Annotated in this window: 14 protein-coding genes and 1 tRNA gene; 13 read left to right on the forward strand and 2 right to left on the reverse strand. The window is 68.8% G+C overall.

Features of this window, described 5'->3' with window-relative positions; all coding sequences use genetic code 11:
• The 9 genes from murJ to V5A20_RS09920 form a co-directional block, all read left to right on the forward strand.
• Positions 1–1,458: murein biosynthesis integral membrane protein MurJ (murJ, locus tag V5A20_RS09880; protein WP_332327243.1), on the forward strand; the 1,458-nt coding region annotated here is incomplete at its 5' end.
• 148 nt (positions 1,459–1,606) lie between these two features.
• Positions 1,607–2,176 carry a YqgE/AlgH family protein gene (locus tag V5A20_RS09885; protein ID WP_332315988.1) on the forward strand — a complete coding sequence of 190 codons (570 nt, stop codon included), beginning with the start codon at positions 1,607–1,609 and terminating at the stop codon, positions 2,174–2,176.
• A gap of 164 nt (positions 2,177–2,340) precedes the next feature.
• Positions 2,341–3,060: a NuoI/complex I 23 kDa subunit family protein gene (locus tag V5A20_RS09890; RefSeq protein WP_332315989.1), complete on the forward strand. Its 720-nt coding sequence runs from the start codon at positions 2,341–2,343 to the stop codon at positions 3,058–3,060.
• A gap of 105 nt (positions 3,061–3,165) precedes the next feature.
• Positions 3,166–3,717 (forward strand): DinB family protein, encoded by a 552-nt coding sequence (locus V5A20_RS09895; protein WP_332315990.1) that lies wholly within the window; start codon positions 3,166–3,168, stop codon positions 3,715–3,717.
• Between the two features lie 83 nt (positions 3,718–3,800).
• A complete protein-coding gene (holA, locus tag V5A20_RS09900; protein WP_332315991.1) occupies positions 3,801–4,844 on the forward strand; it encodes a DNA polymerase III subunit delta in 1,044 nt (347 codons plus the stop codon).
• 271 nt (positions 4,845–5,115) lie between these two features.
• Positions 5,116–5,757, forward strand: coding sequence for an anti-sigma factor (locus tag V5A20_RS09905; protein ID WP_332327244.1), 642 nt, complete (start codon positions 5,116–5,118; stop codon positions 5,755–5,757).
• A 76-nt stretch (positions 5,758–5,833) separates the two neighbouring features.
• Positions 5,834–5,907 (forward strand) — tRNA-Val (locus tag V5A20_RS09910).
• A 97-nt stretch (positions 5,908–6,004) separates the two neighbouring features.
• Positions 6,005–6,565, forward strand: coding sequence for a DUF3177 family protein (locus tag V5A20_RS09915; protein WP_332315993.1), 561 nt, complete (start codon positions 6,005–6,007; stop codon positions 6,563–6,565).
• Positions 6,566–6,622: 57 nt separating this feature from the next.
• On the forward strand, positions 6,623–7,027 hold the full coding sequence (locus V5A20_RS09920; protein ID WP_332315994.1) for an arsenate-mycothiol transferase ArsC: 405 nt from the start codon (positions 6,623–6,625) through the stop codon (positions 7,025–7,027).
• Between the two features lie 106 nt (positions 7,028–7,133).
• Here the strand turns inward: V5A20_RS09920 and V5A20_RS09925 are convergent, their stop codons facing one another.
• Positions 7,134–7,388 (reverse strand): hypothetical protein, encoded by a 255-nt coding sequence (locus V5A20_RS09925; protein ID WP_332315995.1) that lies wholly within the window; start codon positions 7,386–7,388, stop codon positions 7,134–7,136.
• 300 nt (positions 7,389–7,688) lie between these two features.
• Positions 7,689–8,477 carry a TrmH family RNA methyltransferase gene (locus V5A20_RS09930; RefSeq protein WP_332315996.1) on the reverse strand — a complete coding sequence of 263 codons (789 nt, stop codon included), beginning with the start codon at positions 8,475–8,477 and terminating at the stop codon, positions 7,689–7,691.
• Between the two features lie 212 nt (positions 8,478–8,689).
• Here V5A20_RS09930 and V5A20_RS09935 point away from each other — a divergent pair, with 212 nt between their 5' ends.
• The 4 genes from V5A20_RS09935 to V5A20_RS09950 all read left to right on the forward strand — a co-directional run.
• Positions 8,690–9,994, forward strand: a complete 1,305-nt coding sequence (locus V5A20_RS09935; protein ID WP_332315997.1) for a Glu/Leu/Phe/Val family dehydrogenase — start codon at positions 8,690–8,692, stop codon at positions 9,992–9,994.
• A gap of 114 nt (positions 9,995–10,108) precedes the next feature.
• On the forward strand, positions 10,109–12,043 hold the full coding sequence (locus tag V5A20_RS09940; protein WP_332327245.1) for an Ig-like domain-containing protein: 1,935 nt from the start codon (positions 10,109–10,111) through the stop codon (positions 12,041–12,043).
• A 47-nt stretch (positions 12,044–12,090) separates the two neighbouring features.
• Positions 12,091–13,719 carry an NAD(P)H-hydrate dehydratase gene (locus V5A20_RS09945; RefSeq protein WP_332315999.1) on the forward strand — a complete coding sequence of 543 codons (1,629 nt, stop codon included), beginning with the start codon at positions 12,091–12,093 and terminating at the stop codon, positions 13,717–13,719.
• Between the two features lie 54 nt (positions 13,720–13,773).
• On the forward strand, positions 13,774–14,079 hold a 306-nt coding region (locus V5A20_RS09950), incomplete at its 3' end, for a hypothetical protein (RefSeq protein WP_332327246.1).

The raw sequence follows: 14,079 nt of genomic DNA on the forward strand, positions 1-14,079 counted from the left end.
TTCATCCCCATCTACAGCCGCTTCCTCGAGGAGGACCGGCCCGAGGCGGCGGGGCGGTTTGCCGGGGCGATCTTTGGGCTGCTCCTGGCCGCGGCGGGCGGCGTGGCGCTGCTCGGCGTCGTCTTCGCGGAGCCGATCGTGACGGTGCTGGCACCGGGGTTTCTCGACGACGCGGCGCGGGTGGCGGCGGGCACACTGCCGTTTAACCGGTTTGACCTGGCAGTGCGGGCCGTGCGCATCATCTTTCCCATGGCGGGCGTGCTCGTGCTCTCGGCCTGGGCGTTGGGCGTGCTCAACAGCCACCGGCAGTTCTTCGTCCCGTACGTGGCGCCGGTGCTGTGGAACGCGGCCATCATCGCCACCCTCTTCGGCGGCGGCTACGCGCTGGCGGGCACGCCGGGCGCGCCGGACGCCCTCTCGGGCGACGCCCTCACGCGCCTGCTGCTCGTCGCCTGCGTGGGGGCTTTCGGGGGCGGGCTGCTCCAGTTTGGCGTGCAGGTGCCGTTCGTGGTGCGGGAGATGGAGGGCTTCCAGTTTTCGGTCTCGACGCGGGTGGAGGGCGTGCGCGAGGCCCTCGGCGCGTTCGGGCCCGTGGTGGCGAGCCGCGGGGTGGCCCAGCTCTCGGCGTACCTCGACCTTTTTCTCGCGTCGTGGCTGGCGGTGGGCGCCCTCAGCGCACTTCGCTACGCGCAGATTCTCTACATGCTGCCCATCAGCCTCTTCGGGATGTCGGTGGCCGCGTCGGAGCTGCCGGAGCTCTCGCGCCTGACGCAGGAGAAGATGGCGGCGTTCTCGGCGCGCCTGCGTCGCTCGCTGCGGCAGATCGCGTTCCTCACGGTGCCCACCGTCGTGGGCTACCTCGCCTTCGGCGTGCTGCTGGTGGGGGCGCTCTTTCGGACCGGGCAGTTTCAGGCGGCGAGCACGTGGCTCGTGGCGATCGTGCTGGGAGGGTATAGCCTCGGCATCCTGGCGACGACCTTCTCGCGGCTCTTCCAAAACGCCTTCTACGCGATCGGCGACACGACGACGCCGGCCTGGATTGCGGTCCTGCGCGTCACGGTCTCGACAGTCGTGGCGGTGCCGGCCATGTTTTGGCTCGACACCGTTGCCCTTGAGCGGGTTGTCGGGCCGCTGCCGGGCGATGGGCTGTTTCTCGGGGCGCTCGGGCTGAGTCTGGGCGCGACGGTGGGGGCGTGGGTCGAGGTGGCGGCGCTGCGCCAGTGGCTTCGGGGGCCGCTTCCCAATGCGCGCACCCCATGGGGGCGTGTCGGGCGCATGGGGGGACTCGCGATCATATCGCTTGGGCCGGCGGCGGGCGTGTGGGGACTCCTCCCGAGCTGGCATGTGCTCGTCGTGACGCCGGTCGTGGTGGGGGCGTACGCGGCCGTCTACCTCGGGGCGGCGTGGGGAGTGGGCTTCGATGAGGTGGAGGTGTGGACGCGGCGGTTCTTCGGGTGAACGGGCGTAGGGAGGGCAGGGGTCAGCGGAAACGGATTTCGTCCCGGATGTGCATCGACGCGAACCATGCGTCGAGGGCATCGGTAGCACCTTGCTCAGTGCTTCACAGGCGCAATCCCTCCGGCCCAATCTGCCTACGTTTCCCCTCATGCCCGATTCCGACGAGGTTGACCTCGGCCCCGGCACGCTGCTCATCTCGGCGCCGATGATGCAGGACCCCAACTTCCGGCGGTCCGTGGTGCTGCTCTGCGAGCATAACGATCGGGAGGGCACCTTCGGGCTCATCCTCAACCGGGAGCTCGACGTGAGCCTGGGCGACGTGCTCGACGCGTACGTGACCTACGACCCGCCCCTCTATATGGGCGGGCCTGTGCAGCGCGAGACCCTCCACTTCCTCCACACGCGCGACGACATTCCGGGCGGGGTGTCGCTGCCCGGCGACGTGACATGGGGCGGGGACTTCGAGGTCGTGCAGCAGATCGCGAAGGGGGGCGACGCCGCGCCCGACACCCTGCGATTCTTCCTCGGCTACGCAGGGTGGGGGCCCGGCCAGCTCGACGGGGAAATCGGGGAGGAGGCCTGGATTCCGGTGCCTGGGGCCGCCGCCGACCTTCTCTTCGACACCGATCCCGACCAGCTCTGGCGCACCATCCTGCGGCGCATGGGCGGGGAGTACGCGGTCCTCGCCAACTTCCCCGACGACCCGCGCATGAACTGATCTTTCTGCGTTGGGCGTTGAGGGTTGAGGATTCGGCGGGAGGGGACGGAATGAATTGGCTCTTGACGATGAAGATGAGCGCGGCGCGGAATCCTTCCTTCTACAGTGCGTATACCCCGTGTGCCTCTTGACTCTTAACCCTTAACCCTCAACTCTCTACGCCCATGCCTGGCACCCCCGAGAATACCAAAAAAGAGAACGAGCGGGACCTCAACTTCTGGGAAAGCCTCTACCTGCCGGAGCTGTTCAAGGGGCTCGGCTACTCGTTCGACCGAATGGCCAACGAGCCGACCTACACGTTCGAGTACCCGGAGGAGCAGTGGTACCCGCCGGACAGCTACCGCGGGCGGCCGGTGCTCGTGGAAGAGGACGACCGGCCGCGGTGCGTCTCGTGCAACCTGTGTGCCCGCGCCTGCCCGCCGCTCGCCATCTCCATGCAGTCGAAGGAGGTGAACAACGTGAAGGAGCGGGAGCCGGAGTGGTTCGAGATCAACATGCTCCGCTGCATCTACTGCGGCTTCTGCGAGGAGGTGTGTCCCGAGGAGGCCATCGTCATGTCGAAGGAGCACGACCTCACGTTCCAGAGTCGCGACGAGGCGGTCTTCGACCTCGAAGACCTGCTGCGGCCCACCGAGCAGGTCCAGGACCGGCTCGACTACCTCGATCAGTACAAGAACAAGCAGTTTGGGCAGCAGTGGGAGTTTCAGAAAGACAACAACCTCCACAGCGTGAAGGATCAGCACTTTCTGGACTGGCTCGCCGAAGAGGGGATGGACGAGTTGGACACCACCCACCAGCGTGAAGAGCGCATGGCCACGGACGGCGAGCAGGACTGGGGCGCCGAGCGACAGGGGCCGCCGCAGACCCAGCACGCCGCGGAATGAACGGGCACCGGGCGCCGCGGCGGGGATCGCCGGGGCAGGGATCGCCCGCCCCGGCCTCTCTGCATTCTCGCTCCCCCTCCAACACGCACACACGTCGCCACACAGATGGAAGAGACAATCGACATCGACCAGGCCCGGGCCGACGACCCGGAAGCGCTGCGGGAGGCGCTGATCGACCAGTTCGGCTACCTCGTCGACGAGATTACGGCGCTCCGGACGGTCGTGGACAGCCTGCCCGACGCGATCCTTAACGGCCGTCCCGAGCCTGGGGCCCTCTCGATGAAAGAGCTGTACGGGGCCATCGCCACGCTTGACGCAGAAATCCGGCAGGCGCGCGTCGACCGAATTGTGGACGAGGAGGGGCCCTCGCTCTCGCCGGTCGACATCGACGACGAGGTGTACGACGCCGGCTGGAATGAGCGCGCCATCCACGACATCCTGGAAGAGGTGAAGACGGCCCGGCGCGCCCTCACCGAGCGGCTCGAGGACCTGCCCCTCGACGCCTGGCACCACGCCGCCACGCTGGAGGGCGAGACGCTGACCCTCTTTGGGCTGGTCCACCGCATGACGAAGAGCGACTTCCAGCGGCTCCGGGACCTGGGCTACCGCCTCCACGGGGCCCACCTCTCCGAAGACGACGAGCCCCTCCCGACCTGATCACGCCGAATCTCGAATTGCGAGCGTCGACCCGGGAGTCGCGCCGGCGTTCTCATGTGCAGCTCGACAGCCGAACCTCGACAATGGCAAAAGACACGGGCCCGTCGTACGACAACCTGGCCACGGCCTTTCGGCACCAGAACTTTGAGCCCCTCTACTTTTTCTTCGGCGAGGAGACGTTCCTGATCGACGAGCTGCAGGAGCTCCTCATCGAAACGGCCCTCGACCCGAGCCAGCACGACTTCAACCTCGACGTGGTCTACGGGTCGGAGGCCGAGGCGTCGGAGGTGATCGGGCTGTGCCAGGGCTTCCCCGCGGGGGCCCCCAAGCGGGTCGTGATCGTGCGCGAGTTCGAGAAGCTCAACAACAACCGCCAGTTCAAGGAGTACGCCGCTCAGCCCAATCCGCAGGCCATCGTCCTCCTCGCCTGCACCGGCAAGCCCAACCTCAGTGCCCACCCGTACCGTGCGCTCAAGGAGCACGCCACGTGGTCCGAGTTCGAGTCGCCGTACGACAACGAGATGCCGGGCTGGATTCAGGACTACGTGCAGGGCCAGGGCTACGAGATCAAGCCGAAGGCCGTCCAGATGCTCGCCGACTACGTGGGAACCGACCTGCAGCGGGCGGCCAGTGAGATTGAGAAGCTCATCACGTTCGCCGGCGATCGCACGCGGCTCACGGCCGATGACGTGCTCGACGCCAGCGGCCAGACCCGCGACTTTAACGTCTTTGAGTTGCAGAGCGCGCTCGGGGAGGGACGCCCCGCCGACGCCCAACGCATCGTCGATCGCATCCTCCAGCAAGCCTCCAACCCGCGCAGCGAGGCCATCATGATGGTGGCGGTGCTGAATGGCTACTTCGACAAGCTGTGGAAGCTGCAGAAGCCGGGGGCCCTGCGCGAAAACAAGTACGATCTCGCCGGCTACATCGGCGTGAGCCCCTACTTCGTGGAGGAGTACAAACACGCGGCCCAGCGCTACGACCGCGCGGCGATTGCCGACGCCTACTCGGCGCTCGTGGCGGCGGACTACGAGCTCAAGGGCGGGGCCTCCCGGGCGGCCTCGCTCGTGATGACGCTGCTGCTGCGGCGACTGCTCCCGCCGGACGCGCGCCCCGTCGCGGCATAGGAGGGAACGTTTTGGAGGGAGCGTCCCGTGATGAGGGTCCGTTGCTCCACGGCGCCGCCCCGTTCCTGCCGGACAGAACCGGAATTCACAGAAACAAGGAGCGTGCACTCGAATACGTATCGGCGACGGCTTGCATTCCGAATCCGCAGCGCATGACCGCACCGCACGGGGCGATCGTTTTGCCTGCCTCGGGCCGCGGGGGGAATAGATCAACGGAGGGCCTCGTACCGACGGGCCCGACGCAAACGTACACCCGGCCAATCACTGTCTTATGCAGTTCCCTGAGCGCCCCTTTGACGGAGAGGCCCCCGGCGACGGGGCTCCTTCCTACGAGTGGCTCGACGAGTGGCTCTGCGAGTACGTGGATGGCACCATGGACCCGTCGGTCGAGGCTGTGTTTGAGCAGTATGTGGAGGCCAACCCTGAGCTGAAGGCACACGTGGAGCGCCTTCGTCAGACGCGCGAGTTGCTTTGCGGCTGTGAGGGGGAGAAGCCGGAGTCGTCCCTGACGGCCACGGCCGTGGAGGTAGAACGGGACGTAGACGACGGCCTGCGTCAGCGCCCGGTCCCGAGCTTGTTTTCGGCGCAGGGGGACGACCGCGCCGTCCTGGCTCTGGCCCTCGCCTCCTCCGTCGCCGTGGCTCTCGTCGTGGGGTTTCTCGCCGGGTCGGTGCTCGTGGAGCCGTCGACCCTCTCCTCCGGGCCGGCCACGGCGATCGAACGCTCGGATGCGCCGCTGGAGGGGCAGAGAGAAGCGTCGCCGCGGTCGGGCGCGGTGCCCTCGGGTCCCCTGTCGGGGGGAGCAGCATCCCCCTCCGACGAAGTCCCCTTTGCGGCCCCGATGGATGCCCCGGCGCCGAGTGCCGACACGGGCCGCACGGCCTCGACGTTTATGACGGTCCGAGAGCGTTGAGGCCGATGGCGGCTTTGCCTCATCTTGGCCGAACACCGCTCGCCCGCCCCCGTTGTGAAAGGCCGACATTTGATGCGGGCTCTTAGCTCAGCGGTTTAGAGCGCTCGCCTCACACGCGAGAGGTCCCTGGTTCAAATCCAGGAGGGCCCACCGCTTCGGCTCGAGCCTCCGGGAGACCGGAGGCTTGTTGTCTTTCTGGGAGGATTGGGGGGCTCGCGGCTGATCGTTCGACCCCGCCCATCGCGCTGTGCTGCCCGCCCTCATTCGCCTCGACTTTGTCCTTGCCACGGCGCTCCTCGTCGTGGCCCCGCTGGGGCTCCTCGCCGCGGCTGTGCGGCGGCCCGCAGTGCGGGGCCACCTCCTGGCCTACTGGCGGGCCTCGTCGCTGCTCATGGGGACGGTCTACCTGATGATCGATGGCCGCCCGGAGGCCTTCGTGGCGGGCAATGGGGCCCTCGTGGTGATCCCGCTTGCGCTCTATGCCGGAGATGGGCTCTTTGTGGCGGGGCGAGCGCCCCTCGGCGCGAGTACGGTGGCGACCTGGTTCCGGCGCTGGCGGGTGGGGGCCACGGCCTTCTGCGGCGCGAGCCTGCTGCTCACACTGCCTACTCTTCGATGTGTGGGGGGCGTTGAGGGCGACGCTGTCTGTGCGGCCTGGCTGGCGCCCCCGCGGGCGCTGCACCGGGCCCTCCACCCGTCGGCGGACCCGGCAGCCCTCGCCGACGCCGCCGCGATTGGATTGCTGGTGTACGGGGGGTACCTTGTGGCGTCCGGGGCGCGCGTTGGGCGGGAGGCCTGGCGGTCGTAAGGACGTGCCTCCTGGGGCTCTGTCTCTCCACGTGCGCTCGATCTCTGACGGGCCGCCATGAGCACCTCCCTTCTCTTTGTCTGCACCGGCAACACGTGTCGCAGCCCCATGGCCGAGGCCCTCGCGGAGGCCCAGGGCGTGTCGGCGGAGAGCGCGGGGGTCTCGGCGGCCCCGGGCGACGGGCCTGCGCCGAATGCGGAGCGGGCCCTGCGCGAGGCGCGAGGACTCTCGCTCCGGCCCCACACGCCCCGAGATGTCTCGGAGGTGAACCTTTTGGCGGCCGAACGGGTCGTGGCCATGAGTCCGGCGGTGGCACGCCGGCTCCGGGAAGACCACGACGTGCCCCCGGACGTGCTGGTCTCCTGGGCCGTCCCCGACCCCTACGGCGGGTCGCGCGCCGACTACCGGTGGTGCCTCACAGAGATCAGCGCGGCCCTCGATGCCCTGCTCGCGTCGGAGTAGGGGCCCGTGCACGCGGTCCGTCCAAGGGCCTGGTGGGGGCGGGCGCCATTCGTAGAAGTGCGAGGATCGGTGGACCCGTTCCGAGCCATGGGCGCCGAAGCGGGGGCTACCACTGCTCGTAGTGGTCAACGATCTCGTTGAGGTTGTCGTGCTCGCCCTCGATGATGCCGACCACGAAAAGCCCGGTTTCATTTTCGAGCTGGGCGAGGGCCTCGGCGTTGGGGGGACGTCGGCCCTGGGTCTTGATGAACGTATCCTGGATGGCCTTCTGGGCCGCCTCGGTGGGGGTGTCGGCGGTCGCGACGCTCGAGAACGGATCGAAGCCGTCCTTTTCGAAACCGATAATTGTGTAGGTGGGCATAGAAGGCAAAAAGAAGGTGATAGACACAAAAGAAGCGCGATAAGCCGTCGGGGCTCAATGCATGTAGATCGTCTCCGTTTCCGGACCCATGGGGGCCGAAGGGCGTGGAGAGACAAATCGTTGGGGAAAGGAGGGCAAAAATCCCGTTCCGGCAAAGAAAAAAGCCCGGACCCCCACCAAGAGACCGGGCTTTGGGAGAAATGAACCCCAAAAGAAATGGACCCGATAGACACGCGGGCAGCCCAGAATCTAACGTCGTTTCTCGTTTCTTAATGTTAACCGGGCACAGCGGGCGCAGCGTCAAGGCCCGAGCCACTCGTACAGCAGAATGCCCCCGGCGACGGCGACGTTGAGCGACTCGGCGGCCGGCCGGTTGGGGGCGCCGGGAAGGGAGACCGTGAGGTCGAGCCGGTCGAGCACGGCGGCGCTCAGGCCGTGGGCCTCGCTGCCCAAAACGAGCGCCGAGGGGCGGTCGGGACGCCACGCGTCGGCGCGGGTGCCCTGAAGATCGGCGCCGTAAAGGGCCGCGCCGTGCCGGCGCAGGCGGTCGAGGAAGGGGCCGGGGGCGTCCGTGCGGGCAAGGCGGAGGGCCCAGTGACTGCCAGCGCCGGCACGCATCACCTTGGGGCCGTACAGGCCTGCGGTGCCGGGGCCTGCCACCACGGCCTCCGCCCCGAACCACGCCGCCGTGCGGAGCAGCGTGCCCACGTTGCCCGGGTCCTGTACCCCGTCCAGCAGCAGGACGGTGCCGGCATCGCCGATCTGCTCCGAGACCGTCTCGGGGTCGAGGAGGCGGCGCTCCGCCACGGCCACGAGGCCCTGGGGCGTCGCCACGTCGGCAAGGGTTGCCATCGTGTCGGGGTCCGTCTCGTACACCGGAACCGACAGCCGCTCCAGCAGGGCCTGGACGGAGGTATCGTCGAGGGCGTCGGGCGTAACCACCACCTCGACGAGCGGGGCCTCGGCGTCGAGGGCGGCCCGGAGGGCGCGAGGCCCTTCAACGAGCGTCCGGTCGTGGCGCCGGCGGCCGCGGCGACGGGTGAGGGCGGCGACGGCCTTGCGACGGCGGGTGGGAAGGGGCGTGGGCATGAAAATTGGGCGATGGGAGTGGGGGCGGACGACGCTTCGTACGCAGCGGGCAACCGAAGCCCCCACGAATCGTTCGTTCTTTTCGAAGACGCGCCGCCGCCTGTTCGACTTTTTGGCGGAGAATCCGGATCTTTCCTGTTGCTTCTTCCGCTTTCCTCGAGAGGACGAAGGCGTCCTCGCCTCGCCATCGTCGCATTTTGTCCCGCAGTGCCATGCCGTTCAAGTTCGACGTCTACGAGCGGTCGGCGTACCGCGAGCCGGCCCCCATTGACCGCGACAGTCCGTTCCAGTCCATGATGGAGCGGTTTGACGTGGCCGCCGAAATTTTGGAGCTCAGCCCTGGCTTCTACGAATACCTCTGCCGCCCCGCACGGATGCACGTGACGTCGATCCCGGTGGAGATGGACTCGGGGCGCGTGAAGGTCTTCGAGGGATACCGGGTGATCCACAACAACGTCCTGGGCCCCAGCAAGGGCGGCATCCGCTTCGCCCCGGACGTGACGCTGAATGAGGTGAAGGCGCTGGCGGGCTGGATGACGTGGAAGTGCTCGCTGGTCGACCTGCCGTTTGGGGGGGCGAAGGGCGGGGTGGCGTGCAACCCGGAAGAGATGAGCCCGAAGGAGCTGGAGCGGCTCACGCGCCGGTACACCGCCGAGTTGTTCGACGTGTTCGGGCCGGACAAGGACATTCCGGCCCCCGACATGAACACGAATGAGCAGATCATGGCCTGGGTGCTGGATACCTACTCGATGCACGCCCGCCGGACCGAAAACGCCGTCGTGACGGGCAAGCCGGTGGGGCTGGGCGGCTCGAAGGGGCGCCGCCAGGCCACCGGGCGAGGTGTGATGACCGTAACGCTCGCCGCGATGGAGCAGCTCGGGCTCGCGCCGGGCGACTGCACCGTGGCGGTGCAGGGCTTCGGCAACGTCGGGGCCACGGCCGCCGAGCTGCTGGGCCAGCAGGGCTGCACCGTGGTGGCCGTCAGTGACGTGACGGGCGGCTACTACAATGAGAACGGTCTCGACCTGCAGGCGATGCGGGCCTATACGCAGCAGAACGGAGGCACGCTGGCGGGCTACGAAGAGGCCCAGCCCATCACGAACGAGGAGCTCCTCACGCTCGACGTCGATGTGCTTGTCCCGGCGGCCAAGGAGGACCAGATCGACCGCGAGATTGCCGAGGGCCTCAGTGCCCGCATCGTGGCGGAAGGCGCAAACGGCCCCACCCGGCCGGGGGCGGACAAGGTGCTGGCGGAAAAGGAGGTGCTCGTCGTCCCCGACATTCTGGCAAACGCGGGGGGCGTGACGGCGTCGTACTTCGAATGGGTCCAGAACCGCCAGGGGTTTTTCTGGACCGAAGAGGAGGTCAACCGCCGCCTCGACCGGATGATGCGAAAGGCGTTCGACAAGGTCTACGCGACGGCGGACACGTACGACGTGTCCCTCCGCATCGCGGCGTACGTGGTGGGGGTCCGCCGCGTGTCCGACGCGCTCCAGATGCGGGGGATTTATGCGTAGAGGGAGGTGCCGAGCCACGACCGCGCAGTTCTTTGGCCTCGACTGGTGGGCACGATGAAGTGGAATGCACGGTCGGCACGGACGGGGGCGGGGCGTTGCTGCCGGAGGAGGGCCATGGAGCCCTGGAAGGCGTTTCCTGTGGGAGGCGCTGTCGGACTGCTGGTCCTGCTTCTCGTGTCGTGCGCCAATCCGCAGGCCCCGAGTGGAGGGCCGAGAGATTCGACGCCCCCCTCAATCGTCCACACCCGCCCGGTGCGCGATACCGTCAACGTGTCCACGGACACCGAAGCCCTGCGCATCGAGTTTTCGGAGTATGTGGAGCGGAGCACCCTCTCGCAGTCCCTGTCCATCACCCCCACCTTCGAGCAGCGGCCGCAGTTCAGCTGGGATGGGCAGGCCGTCGACATACAGTTCCCCACGCCTCTGCGCGACAGCACGACGTACATCTTTACGTTCGACACGAACCTGAGCGACGTCCGGGGCGTCTCGCTCGAGAATCCGATCACGGTGGCGTTTTCGACGGGGCGGCGCATCAACCGGGGGCAGATTGAGGGACGAGTCGTAAATGGACGGCGGGGCATCACGCAGCAGGGCGTGGACGTGTTTGCGTATGCCCGGCCGCCCGACGCGGAGGCCGTTCGGCCGTTGCCCGATGCGCCCAGCTACCGCACGCAGACGGGAGAGGGAGGGCGCTTTTCGTTTGACTACATGCGGGAGGCCCCCTACTACGTCGTGGCCCTCCGCGACAACAACCGCAACCGCCAGCCCGACCCGCAGGAGCCCGTCGCCGTGCCGCCCCGACGGTCCCTCCAGGCCGACAGTGGGGCCGCGGCGGTGCCGGTGCCCTGGCGCTTGGCCCGGAGGGACACGACGGCCCCGCGGCTCCAGGAGGTGCGGCCGGTCAGCCAGCGGCGCCTGCGCGTGCGCTTCGACGAACCGGTGGCGTTCGGTGCACGCACGCCGGCGGCCTGGGCCCCGCGGGATTCGGCCACCGGCAGGGCGGTGGCGGTGCAGGGCGTCTACGCTGCCCCCAACCGCCCGAACGCGGTGGTGGTGCGGACGGCCCCGATGTCGGATGCGCGGCATGTCCTCCCGCTGCGGCGCGGGGCGGTGGTTGACACCCTGGGGCAGCCGCTTCGTCCGGACACGGCCCGCTTTCGAGCGTCCCCGCGGGCCGACACCCTGCGCACGCGGTTTCGGGGCTTTGCACCGACTGGCCTTGGGCGCGATTCGACGGGCGCGCGGCCCCTGTTGCCGGGCGTGCAGCCGAGGGTTCGCTTCAACCAGGTCCCCGACAGCGCGGCGCTGCGAGAGGGGGTGGGCGTCCAGGACACCACCGGCGCGTCCCAGGCGTTCTCGGTTGCGACCGACGATGGCACTGCGTACCGGCTCCGGCTCGACCCGCCCCTCTCGCCCGGGCAGGTCGTCGACGTGACGGTGGCAGGAGAGGTCTTCGCCCGGCCCGACACGACCTTCCGTCGCCGCTTCCGGCGCGTCACAGACCGGGTGCTCGGCGAGCTTGCGGGCCGCGTCCGCGTCGTCGACACGACGCGGGCCGAGGACGAAAATACGAAAAGGGGGCCCCCAGCCGCCCGTCCGACATCCCCGCAAACAGACTCACTTCAGACGGACACCCTTGCGACCCCGGGCGACTCGCTGAAGAAGCGAGAGCGGCGGGCACGGCCGGATTCGCTTCTCCACAGCGGCCCTGTCGTGGTGGGGCTCAGGGCGGTCGAGTCCTCGATTCCGGTGGAGGACCGCCGCCTCACCACCTCGTCTGGGCAGCCGTTCGAGTTTGCGGAGCTTCCGGACGGGCAATACCGATTCCGGGCCTACCTCGACCGCAACGACAACGGGCGATGGGACGGCGGACAGGTCCAGCCGTACGTGCCCGCCGAGCCGGTCACGTGGCTGGACGAGCCGCTGGAGGCACGCCCCCGCTGGACGACAGAACTGCCGGCCCCGCTGCGAATTCCAGTCCTTGGGCCCAGGCCCACACCGGATTCCAGGCAGCCCGATTCGTCCGAGGCGTCGGAGCAGGACCGATGAGAATCACCCTGCGCGATCATTCAAACTGCAACTGCCCGTCCTGAGCCATGTCCTCCGTCCACGCCAACCCCTCGTGCCCGCCCGTCCTCACCGCAGAGGCCATGCGGGCGGCCGACCGGTACACGATCGAAGAGTACGGCCTGCCCGGTTTTACGCTCATGGAGGTGGCCGGCCGTGGCTGTGCCGAGCGCATTCAGGACGCCTACGGGCCGCTGCGGGACGAGGCCGTGGGGGTGCTCTGCGGAAAAGGCAACAACGGCGGAGACGGGCTCGTCGTGGCCCGGCACCTCTTGACCCGAGGGGCTCGGGTGCACGTCGTTCTGACGAGTCCGCCCGACGAGCTGAGCGACGATGCGGCCCAGAACCTGTCGCTGCTGCGCCGGCTTGGAGCGCAAGAGGCGACCGGGGCGCGATTGACAATTCACCAGTTGGATGGTCTCGACTCGTTGACAGAGGCAGTGGCGCCGCTTCAGCCTCGCCTCTACGTGGATGCCCTCTTGGGCACGGGCCTCACGAGCGACGTTCGGGAGCCCATCCGTAGCCTCGTACAGTGGGTGAACGAGCGGGCGGCCCCGACGGTGGCCCTTGATGTGCCCACCGGCCTTCACAGCGACACGGGCGCGGTCCTCGGCGTGGCCGTGCGGGCCGACCGTACGCTGACGATGGCGGCCCCGAAGGTGGGGCTAAGGGTGGGGGAGGGGCCGCAGCGGGCCGGGCCGGTGGAGGTCGTCAACATTGGCATTCCGCCCTTCGTGCTCGACCGGGTCGCAGAGCAGGCCGGCTGCGTGCGCGAGACAACCGACGCGGCGGTGCGGGCGTGGTGGCCGCCCCGAGCGCCCGACGCATACAAGTACAGCGTGGGCACGGCCCTGGTCGTCGGGGGCGCGCCCCAGTTTGCGGGGGCGCCGGCCATGGCGGCGCGGGCCGCAGGCCGCAGTGGGGCCGGGTACGTGCGCTGCGCGTGTCCCGAGACCGTACACGCCCCCCTTTCGAACGCGCTCACGACCGTTCCCACCCTCCCGCTCCCAACCACGGACGACGGCGGCATCGCCCCGGACGCGGCCCTCGACGTGCTACGAGAGCCTCTAGACACCGCCGACGCCCTGCTCGTGGGGCCGGGCCTCGGACGGGCCCCCGACACGGCGCAGTTCGTGCGGCAGCTGGTGCGGACGGTCGACACGCCCCTCGTGCTCGACGCCGACGGCCTCAACGCGCTCGCCGGGCACATCGACGAACTGGCCGACGAGCGAGAGGGGCCGTGGGTCCTGACGCCGCACGCCGGCGAATTTCGGCGGCTCGCGGGGGACGACGTGGACCTCACGGATCGGGTGCGCGTCGCCCAAACCTACGCGGAGCGGTGGGGGGCCGTGTGCCTGCTGAAAGGCATGCCGAGCGTCGTCGCGGGGCCCGACGGCCAGGGCTTCCTCGGGAGCATCGCCACACCGGCCCTGGCGACGGCCGGCACGGGCGACGTGCTGGCCGGGCAGTGCGTGGGCCTGATGGCCCAAGGCGTGCCGCCGCCCAGGGCCGCCGCTGCGGCCCTCCACGTGGGCGGGGCCGCCGCGGAGCGGTACGGGGCCACCCACGATTCCCGGTCGATGGTGGCGACCGACCTGCTCGACATGATTCCCCGCGTGGCGGCCGAACGGTTTGGGGGCGCGCGTCGACGAGACTGAACCCGCGTCCCTGAGCCAGAGTCTCTCTCCTCACACCCGCTCCGCCCGATGCGCATGTTCGCTTCGCTTCGCACCGTTCACTACCGCCTGCTGGCGACGCTCTGGACGGTCGGCATCCTCGTGGCGTTGACCCTCCCAACGGGCAGCATGCCGGACACGCAGGGCACGAACGTGGACAAGATCGTGCACGTGGGGCTCTTCGCCGGGTTTGGGCTTCTCTGGCTGCGAGGCCTGTGCCCACCAGACAGCCAGAGACTGTCGGCCTGCTTCCGTCGGCGCGGGGGGCTGCTCTTCGTCGGGGGGGTCCTTTTTGCCGTCGGGACGGAGGTGTACCAGCACTGGCTCCCCGTCCAGCGGATG

Source organism: Salinibacter sp., from assembly GCF_036626415.1.
Taxonomy (GTDB): Bacteria; Bacteroidota; Rhodothermia; order Rhodothermales; family Salinibacteraceae; genus Salinibacter.